Raw genomic sequence first — 15,671 nt, forward strand, 5'->3', positions numbered from 1 at the left:
TTTTTTGGGGGGTTATGCTTCTCGACTTGATTCAGGGTTCAGGTCGTTGTGCTTATTCTACTATGGCAACAGTAAAATCGTCACTTGTCGTTGTCCCATTTGACCACGCGGTGCGACAGCAGAAAGCGGCCGCGCACCTAATCCAGTGGCCAGTAATCGCCGTGATTCTACGCCGCGTTCAACCAATTCATACAATACCGCATCCGCCAAACGCTGCGACACACCGCGTAAATAATCGGCACTGCCCACATCATTCACAATGGCTTCAATTTTGCCTTGGCGGTGCGGATATTGACGGAATAACTCCGCAATTTTCTGCATAAAAGCGGCTTGATTCGTGGCCACGCGCATTCGATCTCCAGAAAAATAACGCTCGTCTAAGGTAATTAACAAGCCTTCTGGTGTTTGTTGAGGAGTCAAAACGACAGAAGAAGTGGACGCAGCGGAAACGGGTTTTTTTCCTGTGGTTTTTGGCGTATTTTTTTGTGTTGGAGCGGGTTTTGTGGCGGGGTATTGTAGTGGTTTTGGCGGTGCGACTGCTGGGTTGTCTGCGGGCGAGGATGTCGCCGTAGAAGAATACGATTGCATGGATGTCTGGGTGGACACTTCAGGCGTAGGCAACGGCTCGCTTATCGCACGCGAGTCAATCTCAGGAGATGTGGCGCATCCTGTGATATTTAATACAAAAATTAAACCCAATAAGCCAAATAGACTAAAATAATTGGATAAAAACCATCGAGATCGTCCCATGATCGGATTCCTTCTATTTAAAATAAATCTAAAGTCATGTGAATGGTCAGCCAAGCAGCGTATCATTAGCGCATTCTTCATTATTGTGATTGCACAGATGAATTTCTGGCTTTAAACCCTTTTTATTCATGCCGTAAATGAGCGGACAACGAGAATTATTTTTATGAAACAACAATGGCATTTCAGCATTTATTTTTTATTGCTATGGCAATGCAATCCATTAAGTCCATTTCAATCTGTCGCTCACGCGCAAATCAGTACCGATGGTAGTTTAGGCCAAGCGAGTCTGTTGACGGGGCCTGATTATCAGATCGGTGCAGAATTAGGACAACAGTATGGTACACATTTATTTCACAGCTTCCAAGTTTTTAATATCAATGCGGGAGAATCGGTTACATTTTCAGGGGCAAATGAATTAACCGATGTTATCGCTCGCATTACGGGAGGAGAAACTTCAGTGATTAATGGTCAATTACGCAGTACCATTCCTGAAGCTGATTTATATTTGCTTAATCCGTCGGGTTTTTTATTTGGGCCGCAAGCGCGTTTGGATGTGTTGGGTGGATTTCATGTCAGTACGGCGGATTATTTGCGTTTTGCGGATAATAGCCGTTTTTACGCCCATTTGGGAGAAAAAAGTCAATTCACCACGGCATCATTGGAGTCTTTTGGTTTCTTAGGAAAATCGGCTTATATTGACTTTGTCGGCAGTCAATTAGAAGTCGCACCAGAACACACTTTATCCGTGATTGGTGGCGAAATTACTGCCCAATCGGGTGGTTTATTGCGTTCTGCTTCGGGACGGTTAAATATTGCGGCGACGCAAGGAAAAGGTGAAGTCACGCCAATGGCTGATGATTTACAATTAACGACAGGTAATAGTTTGTTATTATTAAATAATAGCCGTTTGGAAACAGATGATTTTGTGCCAGATTCCAGCCGAGAATGGGGAACGGCGGTGGCTTATATTCGTGCTGGAGATATTGTTATGGAAAATCAAGCCGTTATTGGTGGTGGGACTTTGATTCCTGAGAAGATAGGGCAGAAAATTGATATTCGGGCAGATTCTTTAACTTTATCAGGTTTCAGTCGCATTTTAAATATTTCAGAACAGCAAGGCGGCCGTGCGGGCGATATGGTGCTGGATGTGGCTGAAAAGATTGCATTAAGCGATGGACGCAATGTGAATAATGCTTATCAAGGCACGCGCTTATCGGCTTCCACATTTAGCGGTGCGGATGGTGGAAATATTGTCATTAAAACCAAAAACTTAACCGTCGATAACGGCGCACGCATTGAATCACAAACAGATCGCGGTGTCGGTGTGGGCGGTCAAATTCTCATCCACGCCGAACACGTCACGGTACAAGGTGTCAGTGCCGACGGAGTACGTAGTCGAATCAGCACCGACAGTTTCTCTAAGCAAGGCGGTGCGGCAGGCGCAGTACAATTAGAAGTCGAGAATTTAGAATTACTAGAAGGGGGCGTGGTGAGTTCTTTTTCTCGCTCTGCGGGCGATGGTGGCATGATTTATTTGAAAGCTAAAGAAAAAATTCAAGTTCGCGGCGCAACCGCCGGCGAAAACCCACAGCCCAGTGCGATTTTAGCCACTTCTGAAGTGCAGGGTCACAGTGGTGATATTGTGATTCAGGCTGAGGATTTATACGTCTTAGATGGCGGCCAAATTTCTACGGCAACGGGTGGATTGGGGCAAGGCGGCACCATTAGTATTTCACTTACAGGTGATTTATGGTTACAAGGGGAAAATGCAAAAGGGGAAACAAGTAATATTAATGCCAGCGGTCAGTATTCTCCTTCATTTTTGAGTCGTTTTATTCCCACCGAAGAACAAGCGGGACAATCGGGTGATATTATCGTCACGGCGAAACGGCTGGTGATGCGTGGGGGCGCGCAAATAAGTAACACAATTGAAACCAACGGCCAAGCGGGTGATATTGTGATTCGGGTGGATGATAATGTGTCGATTGTGGGAAAAAATAGCCTAACTAATTCATTTAGCAGCATTAGTAGCGATTCGGGAACAGACACCAGCGCGGGCGAAGGCATGGCAGGAAATATTGTGTTAGTGGCTTATCGTCTTTCTTTGCGCGATCAAGCGGCTATCACCACCAAAGCCAACACCGCCGACGGTGGTAGTATTTCGATAACAACCAACAGTTTAACCACGTTACGCGACAGCCGAATTTCTACCAGTGTGGGCGACAGTGTGGGCAGTGGGGGAAATATTGTGTTAAATCCGTTATTTCTGGTGTTAGACAACAGTCCTGTGATTGCGCGAGCGGTGGGCGGCCCCGGCGGTAATATTCAAATTGCCACATTGGGCGTATATCGTTTTCCGCTTGAGACCACCTCACCGATTGATGCCAGTTCACAACGCAATGTGGATGGTGTCGTTTCCATTCGCACGCCTGAAATTAATTTAAGTGATGGATTAGTCGTGTTATCCAGCCAATTTTTCAGCGCGGAAGAGAGTTTACAACCTGCTTGTTATGCGCGATTGGCGGAACATTTAAGCAGTTTGGTGGTGAAAGACCGCGAGGGCTTTTCTACCTTAGGCAGTCGGGATTTAATTCCTAGCGGAATACTTCCTGTGGGCGTGGTGACTTCTGCTATTTCTGCCGCTCACGCCGATTCTGTACCGGAAACAGGTATGACAGGAATGTTGTTGGCGTATGCAGATTTAGCGCAATTGGGTTGTGAACGGGAAAAAATGTAATCTCATTCATCTCGCTCCAAAGTAGCACGCTTAGGAACGAGATGAATAAAAACAATCAGATTATTTTTGTTGAATTACTTATTATTGTGGTAATATCGTAAAGAGGTTTTAACATGGCATGAGACCAATGATGGGCATAAAATATTTATTAATTTACAGTATTGGTTTGTTTTTTTTGACAATGATGAGTGCCGCTTGTACTCCATTTAAACAACCCGCTTCGGCAGAAATTAAAACGATTAAAGTGGAGTTATTGCACAAGCCAAGAACCGCAATAAAAACACCCGTATTGTTCCCGCCAGCCAATACGGAAAAAACGCCCATCGCTTTACAAGAAGGTGTCGGCCAAACGACCCCGATTCGGCAAGATAATCCGCCACAACCTGATGAATTAACAGGGATTTATCATACAGGGGAATTCGTGCCGCCTCCCCTTCATCCCTCACAATCCCCAGAAATTCGTTTTCACACCATTCCAGAACCCTCAGAATCCACAGAATTAGAACAGGATGCAACGCCTGAACAAAAATCAGAAACAACGGCTTTTTAAACATTTTAATAATATTAAATGTTACTTCTCAACGCGCAGAAAAAAAAAGAACGCGACCAGATAAGCTGTCGCGCTCAAACCGAGGGAGGGAACCATAACAAACTGAGAGAAATCAAGAAGAGGCACACGGCCATTGCGCCTGATCATAATAACAATTATCCTCATATCAGCAATAATGATACCAATGCAATTTAAAAGAGTAACCTTTTGTTTTTAAAAATTAAAAACAAAATGTCAGTACACGAGTGTCTCAAAAATGCACCATTTTGACCCAAAATACGCACTATGGCTGCGCATCTTCCGGCCAAAATTCCTCACTCAAATCATGCAAATCATACAAAGACATTGCATTTTCTAACTCATAAATTTCCCACGGCAAGGCATGATGTCGCACAGTGCTACGCCAAACCGCGAATGATTTGCGGGGAGAAATGGGCATTTCTTCTACAGATTGTAATTGTTTTTCTGGATTTCCTGCCCAATCCACCGTTTTTACAAATTCTTGCCGAAACCACAGAATATAACGCAATTCCATCTGATTCACATATAAACTAATTAATCCCGCCGCGACATCACTAAAATCAGCCGCTTCTGGATAATGTTGTTGCAAACAATCGGTAAAAAATAAATAACCCGCTTGATTCGTTTCTAACCAATCAATAAGCCGATCAATTTGCGCTTGCGTAGGCGTTAAACCAATACGCAATTGTTTCTCTTTAAATTTCACCGCCACGCCATCAGCCGATACCATGCGTCTTAGCCGATTCCACGCATCGGGCGCACGAGTTTGCTCAAGACCAGCGGCTAATTTTAAAATATCGTCTAAACGCAATTTATCCGTCTCTAAACGCAAAATCTTTTCATACAGCGTTAAATTTTCACATAAATCCATTTGAATCGACACAATTTGCCCAATCACTTCACACACCGTTCGCGTGGGATAATCCACATATTTAGGCGTAGAATGATGGCAGGCAATTAACCCCCACAACTGCTCATCTTTTAACACAGAAATGCTCAAAGAAGATTGCACTTGCATATTGCGCAAATATTTCACATGAATGGGAGAAACACTACGCAACACCGAATGACTTAAATCTAATCGTTCTTTAGTCAAAGGATTAAGTTCAGGAATGAGTTGTGCGGGAGCTTTATCAATATTGGCAATTCCGCGCAACCAATGACGACGATATAATGCCCGCGCTTGGGCAGGAATATCGCTGGCAGGAAAATGCAAACCAAGAAAAGATCGGGCTTCTGGCGTTTTAGATTCAGCCACCACATGACCGTGCCAATCCGTGTCGAATTTATACAACATAACCCGTTCAAATCCCGTTAAACGGCGCACTTCTTTAACCACGATATTTTGCAATTGCTGCACATCTCGAATTTTTTGCAATTTACTGGTTAATACTTTAATTTGCTGATAATGCCAATAAGGAGAACGGATTAATTCTCGCGCATAATTAAACAACAAATCGGCTTCTAATTCTAAAATTAAAACCGCGCCACTGCGATGTAAACAACCATGAAATAATTGTCGTTCTCCACGCACATTAAGATGAAAAGATAACACGTCTAATTGTCGTAACGCATCCGGCTCCATTACCAAACGTTGTTTAATCGGATCAACTTGCGGCAATCCCAATAAATGACTAATGGGTTGATTCAGCAAATGTTCCGCTTCAATTCCTGTAATCGTTTCGATATTATCACTGACTTGTAAAATAATTAATTCAGGTTCTGATAAAGCGAATAATAAGCCGTGAGATTGAATGCCATTTAATAAATGAATTGGCTCTTGATCGCAGCCAATAACCGTAGAAACAACCTTGTCTTTTTCCATAAAGCCACCCATCCAATCGGTGTAAAGTGTTACGGATATTTTTTTATCCATACTGCATTCGAATAGGATGTGATTGGGATGTGATCTGGAAAAATCTATAGGACAACATTTATTTTTATGATCAAAGTCGGAATTTACAGCGTTTCAAAATTATTTCGCCACCCGATCCACCCATATTATTAATCCCACATAAATAAATACCCAAAATAATAATAAAAATAATTGCCCCATCGCAGATAAAAACGGCGCAAATAACGCAGAAAAACTACACGCAGCCATTAACGCATAAAAACGCAATAACACAGGACGATGCGAACCATATAACTGCACTAAACGTTGATAATAATGAGTTTTATGCGCCTGCCAAATCTTTTCTTTACGCCACATTCTTTTTAATAAAGTCACTGTGGCATCAATAATAAAAGGAGAAAAAATCAATAAAGCCACCCATAAAGGAAAAATACCTAATTCCGTCCCCCATAAACTAAATGCCGCCGCTAAAAAACCTAAACTAGACGATCCCGTGTCTCCCATAAAAATTTTAGCAGGCGGAAAATTAAACACTAAAAATCCCGTCGCCGCACAGGCAACCAACACACTCATGAGCATAAAAGCCATCTCTCCCGCCAATCCCGCTAAAATGGCCATCGTGCTAAAACCAAATAAAGCCATACTTCCCGCAATACCATCCATACCATCCATAAAATTATATAAATTGGTCATCCACACCACAAATAATAAAGAAATAATAATGGCAATGGTTTCAGGTAAAATAAAAGAAAAATAAGGTAAAGAAAACGCGATTAACCACCATTCTGTTTGACTTAATAATAACACCGCGGCCGCAGCGTGAATCATTAAACGAAATAAAGCTGATAAATTAAAAAAATCATCTAATAAAGAGATGGTAAAAATTAATAAAGTGCTTAAACAAATCCACAATGAAGCCTGCATCGTTCCATCCGAAACACACGCCAATATCGCCGCACAACCAAACGCCGTCAACATGGCAATGCCACCGCTCATGGGCGTAGGGCGAGAATGCAAGGAGCGGGCATTGGGATGATCTAATAGAAAGTTTCCACCTTCTGGGCGGCTAAAACGGTAAGTTAATAAAGCCGATAAGGCAAATGTCATCAACATTAAAGTAGGAATCATGAGGATTACTCCTGAGTTAAAAAACACCCTAAATCACTCGATTGAAAAAGGCGCGGTTGATACCCAAAGTCTAAGTGAGCCACATCGTGATTAAAACATAAATCATGATTCATTCTCTGCACCATCGTTGGGGTTAAATAAGCATATTTTGGCCAATAGCGCACTATCCGAATTGCCAGTGAAAATAAATGGGGAGAAATAGAAATAATGCGGGGCGAACGTTTTAAATCAAAAAAGATTTTTTCCACCATGGCGCGATAAGTTAAAGTTTCTCCCCCACTGAGATTATAACTTTGCCCAAAAGTGCGCGTATGGGCGTAAATCGTCACGCAAGCCTGTGCCAAATCGTCGGCATGAACGGGCTGGCGCAATCCCTCTCCCGATCCCACCATGGGAAAAAAACCAAAACGACGGATAAAATGCGCCATCACCGTCACCGTTTTGTCGCGTCCACAACCGTAGATCAACGTCGGTCTCAATATCGTACAAGGCAAATGGTGCTGTTTAGTGTATTGCGTTAATGCCATTTCTGCATCGGCTAATTGTTGCGCAATCTGTTGTTCTTTAAAATAGGGCGAATCTATTTTGCTAAAACGACTGGTAGAACTAAACGCAATCACCCGCACGATATTTTTATTTTCTAATCGTTGCAATAACGGCACTAATAACGGCAAAGGCGCGGCAAAAATAAGGCCAAATGCTTCGCTTAATTGCGGCGTATCGCGTGCCAAATCGCACACTTGCCATTGCCAATGGGAATATTTTTTTGCCTCTGGAAAAGGATCGCTAGGCATCGCATGACGCGACAAAGCAATGACCCGCTGTCCCGCAGCCAATAAACGCGGCAATAAAAAATAACCAATTTGATTACTGGCTCCAGCGACCAGTGTTATTTTTGGCATGAGCATGAGAAAAAAAGAGAAGATTGAAAAAAAATGGGTGAATTGGGTTATGATACGGCATTTAAGCGGTGATGAACACTGCATTTATCGCATTTGGTTTATTTCTGTTATCACTTTTTTTTAATATCATGTTCAAAGGCATTCATTATTTTTTAGCGGGATTGGGTTTAATTTTTAAGCCAAAAATCCGTCCATTCGTATTTATTCCCTTGTTGATTAATGTATTAATTTTCAGTATATTAATTTATTACGGCTGGCAACAATATCAACAAGGAATAGCATGGCTCACCGCTCAATTACCCACGTGGTTAGCGTGGTTAGAAGTGGTTTTAATTCCGTTGTTTATTATTGCGGCTTTAGTGGTGGTTTTTTTCACATTTACGCTGGTGGCCAATTTTGTGAGTTCTCCCTTTAATGGCTTGTTAGCCGAAGCGGTAGAAAAACGTTTAACGGGGGAAGAATTACCCGCAACTTCATGGTCACAGATTATTAAAACCATTCCCAGTGTGTTAATGACAGAAATTAATAAACTGCTTTATTATTTACGTTGGGTGATTTTGATTTTGCTATTGAGTTTTATTCCTGTGATTAATCTGCTGACTCCGTTTTTATGGTTAATATTAGGGGCGTGGATGTTGGTGTTGCAATATATGGATTATCCGATGGGCAATCATGGGATAAAATTAAAACAACAACGGCAATTATTATCGCATCATTTATTGATGAGTTTAAGTTTTGGTGGGGTGGTATTAGCGGCCATGCTTATTCCTTTTTTAAATTTGCTCATTATGCCTGCGGCCATTGCAGGGGCAACGCAATTTTGGGTGATGGAATTTCGCCCGTCGCATCGCACAGACACAAATTCCCATTAATCAATACTTGTTTAAGGAGAAAATCAATGCGTGCTATTATTTTATTATCTGTGCTTATTTTATGCGCTTTTATTCTGCCTATCAACACGAATGCGCAGAATTTATCTCATGAAGAATCTCGTTTAGAAGATGCCTTAGCGATTTTTGAAGAAAGCATGTTAGAGGAACGCGTGCCAGCGTCGTTATTAAAACAGGCTGAAGCCATTATTATCATGCCGACTATTGTCCGTTTGGCTTTGGGTATTGGTGGTAATGTAGGGCGTGGCGTTTTACTGGTGCGAGATGCGCAAAATGGCTGGAGTGCGCCTGTTTTTCTCACTTTGGGCGGTGGCAGTGCGGGATTGCAAGCGGGAATTAATGTCAGTAATGTGATTTTATTGTTTATGTCAAAAGAAAGCGTAAGTAACGTGTTAAATGGGCATGTTACTTTAGGTGCAGATTTGGGTTTAACGGCGGGGCCAGTGGGCGCGGGCAGTGAAATTGGCACTGATTTTCACTCAGAAATTTATGCTTATTCGCGCAGTAAAGGATTATATGCGGGATTGGCATTGGCGGGATCAGTGATAAAAATTGATCACGATGCCAATGCCAATTTATATGGGCGTTATTTGCGTCCTGCGGATATTTTTATTGCAGGCAGTAATTTAACCGTTTCTCCCAGCGTTTTTCGCCTAAAACAAATGTTAAATCACTATTCATTTTGAGGCGTAGAATCGGGCTGTTTTTTAGGCAAAGTGATAATAAAAGTCGCCCCTTGACCTAATTCGCTTTCAGCCCAAATTTTACCGTGATGATGCTCAATAATCCCCTGACAAATCGGTAGGCCTAAACCTGTGCCTTTAGGTTTACCCATTTGTTGATCTTCAACTTGATAAAACTTATCAAATACGCTGGTCAAATTCTCAGGCGATAAACCAGACCCATTGTCTTTTATTTCAATGCGCACATGCTCATCCATTAACAGTAAACGCACTGTGACTTTTCCTTCTTGTGGCTCACTGAATTTACAGGCATTAGACAGTAAATTAATAATCACTTGAATAAAACGATCTTGATCCACGAAAGCCACCACAGGACGCACCGTTAATTCCTGCACCAATTCAATATCACGCTCACGGAATAATTGGCTCACCGCATTGCACGCATCAATAATTAACGTGCCTAAATCATGTTCATCTAAATGCCATTCCATACGTCCTGATTCGATTTTAGCCAAGTCTAATACTTCATTAATTAAACGGGTCAATCGCTCGGCTTCTTTCACCACAATTTCTAAAAATTCCTGTTGTTGTTGCCGTTCCATATCGGGATTATTTAACAGAATTTCAGAAAAAGCACGAATAGATGTTAATGGCGTGCGCAATTCATGACTCACTGTGGCCACGAATTCATCTTTTAGCCGATCCAATTCTTTTAAGCGTTCATTGGCCGCGCGTAATTCGGCAGTGGCGGCTTCTAATTCTCTTGATTTTTCCTCTAATTGGTAGCTATATTCTAGCACTTGAGAAGTTTCATCTAAAATGCGCATCACGCCTTCAACGCTCAACGTTTGTCCTTTGATAATGGAAGCCACCATGACATGGGCTGATGCCGAGCCAATTGCGCCCGCTAATAAGCGTTCTGCAAAGGTAATGAGTTGGGGATCAGTGGTCATTTCGCTGCTATCGACATTTCTAATAGAAGCGTAATGTTCAAAGGCTTGTTGCGCTCTGGTTTCGCCTAAGAAACGGACTAATAAAGCGCGCAATTCCTCAATGGTAATGCTACCGCCCCAATAATAAGATTGTCCTTCGCGTTTAGAGGTGCGAAAAACATCGACAAATAACACCGCTTGCAATCGCTCTAATGTGCTTTGTCGAGACAGTAAAGAAACACCCACTAATCCGCCAACATTAAATAACATACTCCAAAAAACAGCGTGGCTGATTTCATCTAAACCTTCCAAACCAAATAACGCATAAGGTTTTAATAAACCAATGCCAAATAAACCGTCATGAATAAAGGCTTCATCAAGCCAACCTGATTTCGCTAATGCAGGTAATAATAAAGTATAAGCCCAAATTAAAAAGCCACCAATTAAACCGACCATTGCGCCTTTATGACTGGCATCTTTCCAATAAATACCTAATAAAATGGCAGGGGCAAATTGCGCCGCGGCAGCAAATGACACTAAACCAATCGTCACTAGCGCATAAGATTCGCCAATAATGCTAAAATAAATATAACCCATCAGCAAAATCATGACGATAGTAATGCGGCGAATAATTAATAATAAACCACTTAAATCTTCACGTTCAGTCAGCTTTAATGATTTAATGCGCAATAACACTGGCATTACCAAATCATTACAAACCATTGTGGATAAGGCAATAGTTTCCACAATCACCATACTGGTGGCCGCCGATAAGCCACCAATAAACACCAATAACGCCAAACTTTCTGCTTGCTGCATCATTGGCACAGTCAGCACAAAAGTATCTGGATCCACGCGGCTATCGGCAAATAATAAATGTCCACCCATTGCAATGGGCAACACGAAAAAATTAATGGCTAATAAATACATGGGAAATAACCAACTGGCGGTTTTCACATGTTCTTCATTCACATTTTCTACCACATTAACTTGAAATTGCCGCGGTAAAAACATAATCGCCATCATGGCTAAAAAGATTAAAGAAAACCAATGCGTCAAGCCTCCATTTAAGCTATCTAAACCCATTAAACGCTCTAATTCTTCTTTTTCTGCGGCTTGCCTAAATAAATCCGCAGGCCCATCAAATAACATAAAAGTAACAAAGAATCCCACCGCTAAAAAAGCGATTAATTTAACTAAGGATTCAAAAGCAATCGCGGCCACCATGCCTTCATGTCGTTCAGTGGCATCAATATGGCGCGTGCCAAATAAAATGGTAAATGCAGCCAATAATAACGCCACATAAAAAGCGGTATCTGTCCAGAAAGGTGGGCTATATCCTGAAACGTCAATGACAGAAGAAAGTTGAGGATAATGATAAATCACTTCAAAACTGTTAGAAACGGCTTTTAATTGCAAGGCCACATAAGGCAAAATACCAATCACCGCAATCACCGTAACTAACCCGCCTAAAAGCGTACTTTTGCCATAACGAGAACCAATAAAATCAGCAATTGACGTGATGCGATGAATTTTGGCAATGCGGATAATTTTCCGCAACACAATCCAAAATAAAGCGGCCATTAATGTTGGCCCTAAATAAATCGGTAAAAAATCCACTCCAGAACTGTCAGCACGCCCCACACTGCCGTAAAATGTCCAAGCAGTGCAGTAAATCGCTAATGATAGGGTATAAACGTAGGGATTGCTGATTAAAGAACGTCCTTGATCAGCCCGCTTATCTGCATAATAAGCAATCCAAAATAATAAACCTAAATAACCTAAGGAAACAAGGAGAATCACCCAATGTTGCAACATGATTAATCTTCTTCCTCCAAGTCGTCTAAAGCAATGCGATTTTCTTCAGGAGGAAGGTGGCTTTCTAAAGTGAAACCCACCAATAAAATAAACCCAAACCAAACGCCAAATAAGTACCAATATAAAACAGGAATGCCTAAAAATAATTGCGGTGTTCCAAATAAGGATAAAAGCGGATAATTCAACAAGACTAATCCTGCCAACATTAAAGCGATTAATTGGCTGCGTTTACGGCGACGATGTCCAATGCCTAAGGTTAAATTTTTTTCCGATTCTATCGGATTTAAATCAGAAGGGAGACTCATTGATTTAAGCCTTAATTTAGGGTATAAATAAATTTAAAATACAGCGATCATTACCAACAAATCAAGTGATAAAAGCGCAAAGCATATTCTAACTTTACATCCAGATCAATGTAACAATTTTATTTTTGCCCACACAATGGCTTTGCTATAATTCTCAAGTACGTTAGCCTATTAAATTCTTTTTCATCAATAATTTAGGAAAATGCCAATGCCTGCCTCTGAACAACGTATCGGTAAGTTTATGATTGCGATGGCATTTATTGCCATATTGGGTCTATTGAGTCTTTTCTTTGATCAGGTTTTGGAACAGCGACGTAATCCAAATACCCAGCCTACCACCGCTTATCATACCGATGGTTACAAAGAAGTGGTGTTAATCCGTAATCGTAGTCATCACTATTTGACCACCGGACAGATTAATGGTGAGGATGTATTATTTTTGCTTGATACGGGCGCAACCGTGGTGTCGATTCCTGAAAATGTGGCTAACCGATTGAATTTAAAGCGAGGTTCTCCCATGCTCGCCCAAACCGCCAACGGCACTATCACCACTTATCAAACTCAAATTGATCAGGTGTCGATTGGTGATATTCGTTTACACGGCGTACGGGCTTCGATTAATCCTTACATGGAAGGCGAAGAGGTGTTACTTGGTATGAGTTTTTTAAAGCAATTAACCCTAATTCAGGAAGGTAATCGCTTGGTATTAAGGCAGCATCAGTAGTGAAATAGTTAACGTTTTCAGCAAAAAAATATGAGAATTATACGTCTAATTTAATGGCGCAGTTGAAATGAAATTTCTAATTTAACGTGGCGCGGAAATTTAACCAAAAGCTACGTTTTTCGGCGGGGATTAAAGAATTACGAAAACCTAAACTGCGTTGAGAAAAATCATCTCCCGAATCGGCTTGTTCACCCCCCGGAAAATAATATTCTTTATCAAAAATATTTTTGACAGTGAAATTTAAATCAAATATTTCCTGACGATAACCTAAAGAGAGATTTGAAACGGTGAAAGATTTGGCAGTTTTTCCTTGTTCTCTCAAGGGATTATGAGAATATAAAACCCGCTCACTGACATAATTAGTTCGCCAATTAATATACCAATCTTGATCAAAAGGAATATCAATTCCAAGATTAATTTTATGGGGAGCAATATCGCCTAATTCAGAAGTTTGATTAAGCCAAGAACGGGCTGTTTGATCGTAAGTAATGCTACTTGAAGATTCAGTGTAAGTATAATATAAATTACCGGTAAGATTGGGTGCGTTTTTGAACAAAGGATTGGGGTAATTAAAACGCCCGCGATATTCTAATCCTCGAATATTTCTCGTTCCCGCGTTTTCAGCTTCTTCTTTGACAACATCTTTGTAATATGCGGTAAATAAAGACAAATCATGTAACCAATGTTCCTGTTGGTGCATAATAATTAATTCTAAATTCTCAGCTTGTTCAGGTTTCAAATCAGGGTTGCCCGTGCGTCCACTCCAACCGCCCCACAATTGAATGGGGGAAGGTTCTTGAAATGCTTTTCCATACGATAATTTGAAAGTTGTTTCGGGTGAAAAATGGTAAATACTTGAAACGCGAGGATTTATTGAACTTCCATACATACTATTTCGATCATAACGCACGCCCGCTAACCAATTCCATTTGTTTTGCGTCCATAATGCTTGCAAATACATCCCCACATCACGGGTACGAACAAGGTTTTCTTCTGGCATAGAATCTAATGTTGATGGCGCAATAACCACAGTAGAATCAGTGCTGTGGAAAACCCCTGATCCTTGTCCATATCTGCCCGTATCTCCAGATTCAGAAGAACAAAAAGTTCCATTCCAATAAGAACATAAATCATAAGCTTTGGTGAGTGTTTTTGCTTCGTATTTTAAACCACCCGTGAAACGAAGTTCTTTAGAAAATTGATAATCATAATCTTGTTTGAATAAGCCGCTATAATTCAATGAATTCCAATCCGAAATGCTCACATAAGAATAGGCCGATTTGTTTTCATTCCAATCGGGAACGGCTTCCACCCAATTTCCCCAAATTCGATTGGCATGATAGGAAACTTGGCTTTTAACGGTTAATTTGTCATTGGCTTGAGAATCGTGTTTGAGGTAAATTTGTTGGGCATCGTGTTTCCAGTACACATTGGGCTGCACTCGGTCGCCCGCGTAATAAGGCCCATAACCCTCACGAGTATCCCACGCAATCACGCCGAGCGCAAAATCACGAAAATGCACTTCACCTAAAACGCCCCAATCTTTGGTCGGATCAGAATATTCGCCATATTTCACGCCTTCATTTCCCAAATCCAATATTGCGCCCCAAGTATTTTTATTGTTAAGTTGCTCTGTTGTGAGAAATCCCCAAGGCGCAAGCTCATCTAATCCTGCTTCGTTGCTGTGAAAGGTTTTTGCGGATAGGTTAAATCGCCAATCGCCGTGCTTTCCTTGAATATGGGCTTCCGCGCCGCGTGATTGATAACTGCCTAATTGGGTTGAAATATTTACGCGTGTTTCGCCATTTTTTAACGATCCGCCGTCTTCGGTAATCAAATTGATAATTCCCAAAAACGCATTTGGGCCATACACCGCGCTGGTCGGGCCGTATAAAACCTCAATTTGTTTTAATCCGCCGATGGGATATTGACGTGAAATTTGCGCCCCGTGACTCCACAGGTGATTATCGACAATTCCGTTGATCATCAGTAACATGCGCTGCATAAACGGCGTGCGATAACCACGTTGATAGGCCGTGACGTGTTGCGATGAACCCGTTTGCATCGTATCAAAACCGGGTAAATCCGCAAAAATCTCTGTTAAATTCGTATAACTTCGCCGACGAATATCCTCATCCGTAATCACCACCATTGCCGCCGGCGCGTTACGCAAAGTTTGCTCGATTCCAGACGCGGTTTCAATGGTTACTTCTAAAAGTTGCTCTAAATCCATCGCCAACAATTTACGAATTTCTTCATTTTTATCATCACCATGCTCCACCTCAGTGGCATAACAAGTCAAACTGAGCAAACTCATTAGAAATAAACTAAAATACCTCTTCATAAAATCCTCTAAAATAGTGATGAGGAAAATAC

Annotated in this window: 12 protein-coding genes; 5 read left to right on the forward strand and 7 right to left on the reverse strand. The window is 41.4% G+C overall.

Annotated features, from left to right (window positions below; genetic code table 11):
* Nucleotides 1–60: 60 nt before the first annotated feature.
* Nucleotides 61–750: an OmpA family protein gene (locus TPSD3_RS04085; RefSeq protein WP_086487301.1), complete on the reverse strand. Its 690-nt coding sequence runs from the start codon at nt 748–750 to the stop codon at nt 61–63.
* Nucleotides 751–913: 163 nt separating this feature from the next.
* On the opposite strand from TPSD3_RS04085, the gene TPSD3_RS04090 reads away from it, so the two are divergent.
* Both TPSD3_RS04090 and TPSD3_RS04095 read left to right on the forward strand, forming a co-directional pair.
* Nucleotides 914–3,487: a two-partner secretion domain-containing protein gene (locus TPSD3_RS04090; RefSeq protein ID WP_086487302.1), complete on the forward strand. Its 2,574-nt coding sequence runs from the start codon at nt 914–916 to the stop codon at nt 3,485–3,487.
* A 127-nt stretch (nt 3,488–3,614) separates the two neighbouring features.
* Nucleotides 3,615–4,037, forward strand: a complete 423-nt coding sequence (locus TPSD3_RS04095) for a hypothetical protein (protein WP_140048474.1) — start codon at nt 3,615–3,617, stop codon at nt 4,035–4,037.
* A gap of 283 nt (nt 4,038–4,320) precedes the next feature.
* Here the strand turns inward: TPSD3_RS04095 and TPSD3_RS04100 are convergent, their stop codons facing one another.
* The 3 genes from TPSD3_RS04100 to TPSD3_RS04110 all read right to left on the reverse strand — a co-directional run bounded on the left by TPSD3_RS04100 (nt 4,321) and on the right by TPSD3_RS04110 (nt 7,943).
* Complete coding sequence (locus TPSD3_RS04100) at nt 4,321–5,934, reverse strand: GAF domain-containing protein (RefSeq protein ID WP_086487304.1); 1,614 nt, start codon at nt 5,932–5,934, stop codon at nt 4,321–4,323.
* A 99-nt stretch (nt 5,935–6,033) separates the two neighbouring features.
* Complete coding sequence (locus TPSD3_RS04105) at nt 6,034–7,041, reverse strand: MraY family glycosyltransferase (RefSeq protein ID WP_086487305.1); 1,008 nt, start codon at nt 7,039–7,041, stop codon at nt 6,034–6,036.
* Between the two features lie 5 nt (nt 7,042–7,046).
* Complete coding sequence (locus tag TPSD3_RS04110) at nt 7,047–7,943, reverse strand: NAD-dependent epimerase/dehydratase family protein (protein WP_176329715.1); 897 nt, start codon at nt 7,941–7,943, stop codon at nt 7,047–7,049.
* Nucleotides 7,944–8,014: 71 nt separating this feature from the next.
* Here TPSD3_RS04110 and cysZ point away from each other — a divergent pair, with 71 nt between their 5' ends.
* A complete protein-coding gene (cysZ, locus tag TPSD3_RS04115) occupies nt 8,015–8,815 on the forward strand; it encodes a sulfate transporter CysZ (protein WP_086487306.1) in 801 nt (266 codons plus the stop codon).
* A gap of 26 nt (nt 8,816–8,841) precedes the next feature.
* The gene (locus TPSD3_RS04120; protein ID WP_086487307.1) at nt 8,842–9,519 is read left to right on the forward strand and encodes a lipid-binding SYLF domain-containing protein; all 678 of its coding nucleotides are present in this window, start codon (nt 8,842–8,844) and stop codon (nt 9,517–9,519) included.
* Here TPSD3_RS04120 and TPSD3_RS04125 read toward each other — a convergent pair.
* Both TPSD3_RS04125 and TPSD3_RS04130 read right to left on the reverse strand, forming a co-directional pair.
* Nucleotides 9,507–12,266 carry a sensor histidine kinase gene (locus TPSD3_RS04125; protein ID WP_086487308.1) on the reverse strand — a complete coding sequence of 920 codons (2,760 nt, stop codon included), beginning with the start codon at nt 12,264–12,266 and terminating at the stop codon, nt 9,507–9,509. The genes TPSD3_RS04120 and TPSD3_RS04125 overlap by 13 nt on opposite strands.
* Nucleotides 12,267–12,268: 2 nt before the next feature.
* On the reverse strand, nt 12,269–12,571 hold the full coding sequence (locus tag TPSD3_RS04130) for a hypothetical protein (RefSeq protein ID WP_217884370.1): 303 nt from the start codon (nt 12,569–12,571) through the stop codon (nt 12,269–12,271).
* 208 nt (nt 12,572–12,779) lie between these two features.
* On the opposite strand from TPSD3_RS04130, the gene TPSD3_RS04135 reads away from it, so the two are divergent.
* Nucleotides 12,780–13,295, forward strand: a complete 516-nt coding sequence (locus TPSD3_RS04135; RefSeq protein WP_217884371.1) for a retropepsin-like aspartic protease family protein — start codon at nt 12,780–12,782, stop codon at nt 13,293–13,295.
* Between the two features lie 76 nt (nt 13,296–13,371).
* Here the strand turns inward: TPSD3_RS04135 and TPSD3_RS04140 are convergent, their stop codons facing one another.
* Nucleotides 13,372–15,612 carry a TonB-dependent receptor plug domain-containing protein gene (locus TPSD3_RS04140; RefSeq protein ID WP_176329716.1) on the reverse strand — a complete coding sequence of 747 codons (2,241 nt, stop codon included), beginning with the start codon at nt 15,610–15,612 and terminating at the stop codon, nt 13,372–13,374.
* Between the last annotated feature and the right edge of the window lie 59 nt (nt 15,613–15,671).

The sequence above is a fragment of the Thioflexithrix psekupsensis genome, assembly GCF_002149925.1.
Classification (GTDB): Bacteria; Pseudomonadota; Gammaproteobacteria; order Beggiatoales; family Beggiatoaceae; genus Thioflexithrix; species Thioflexithrix psekupsensis.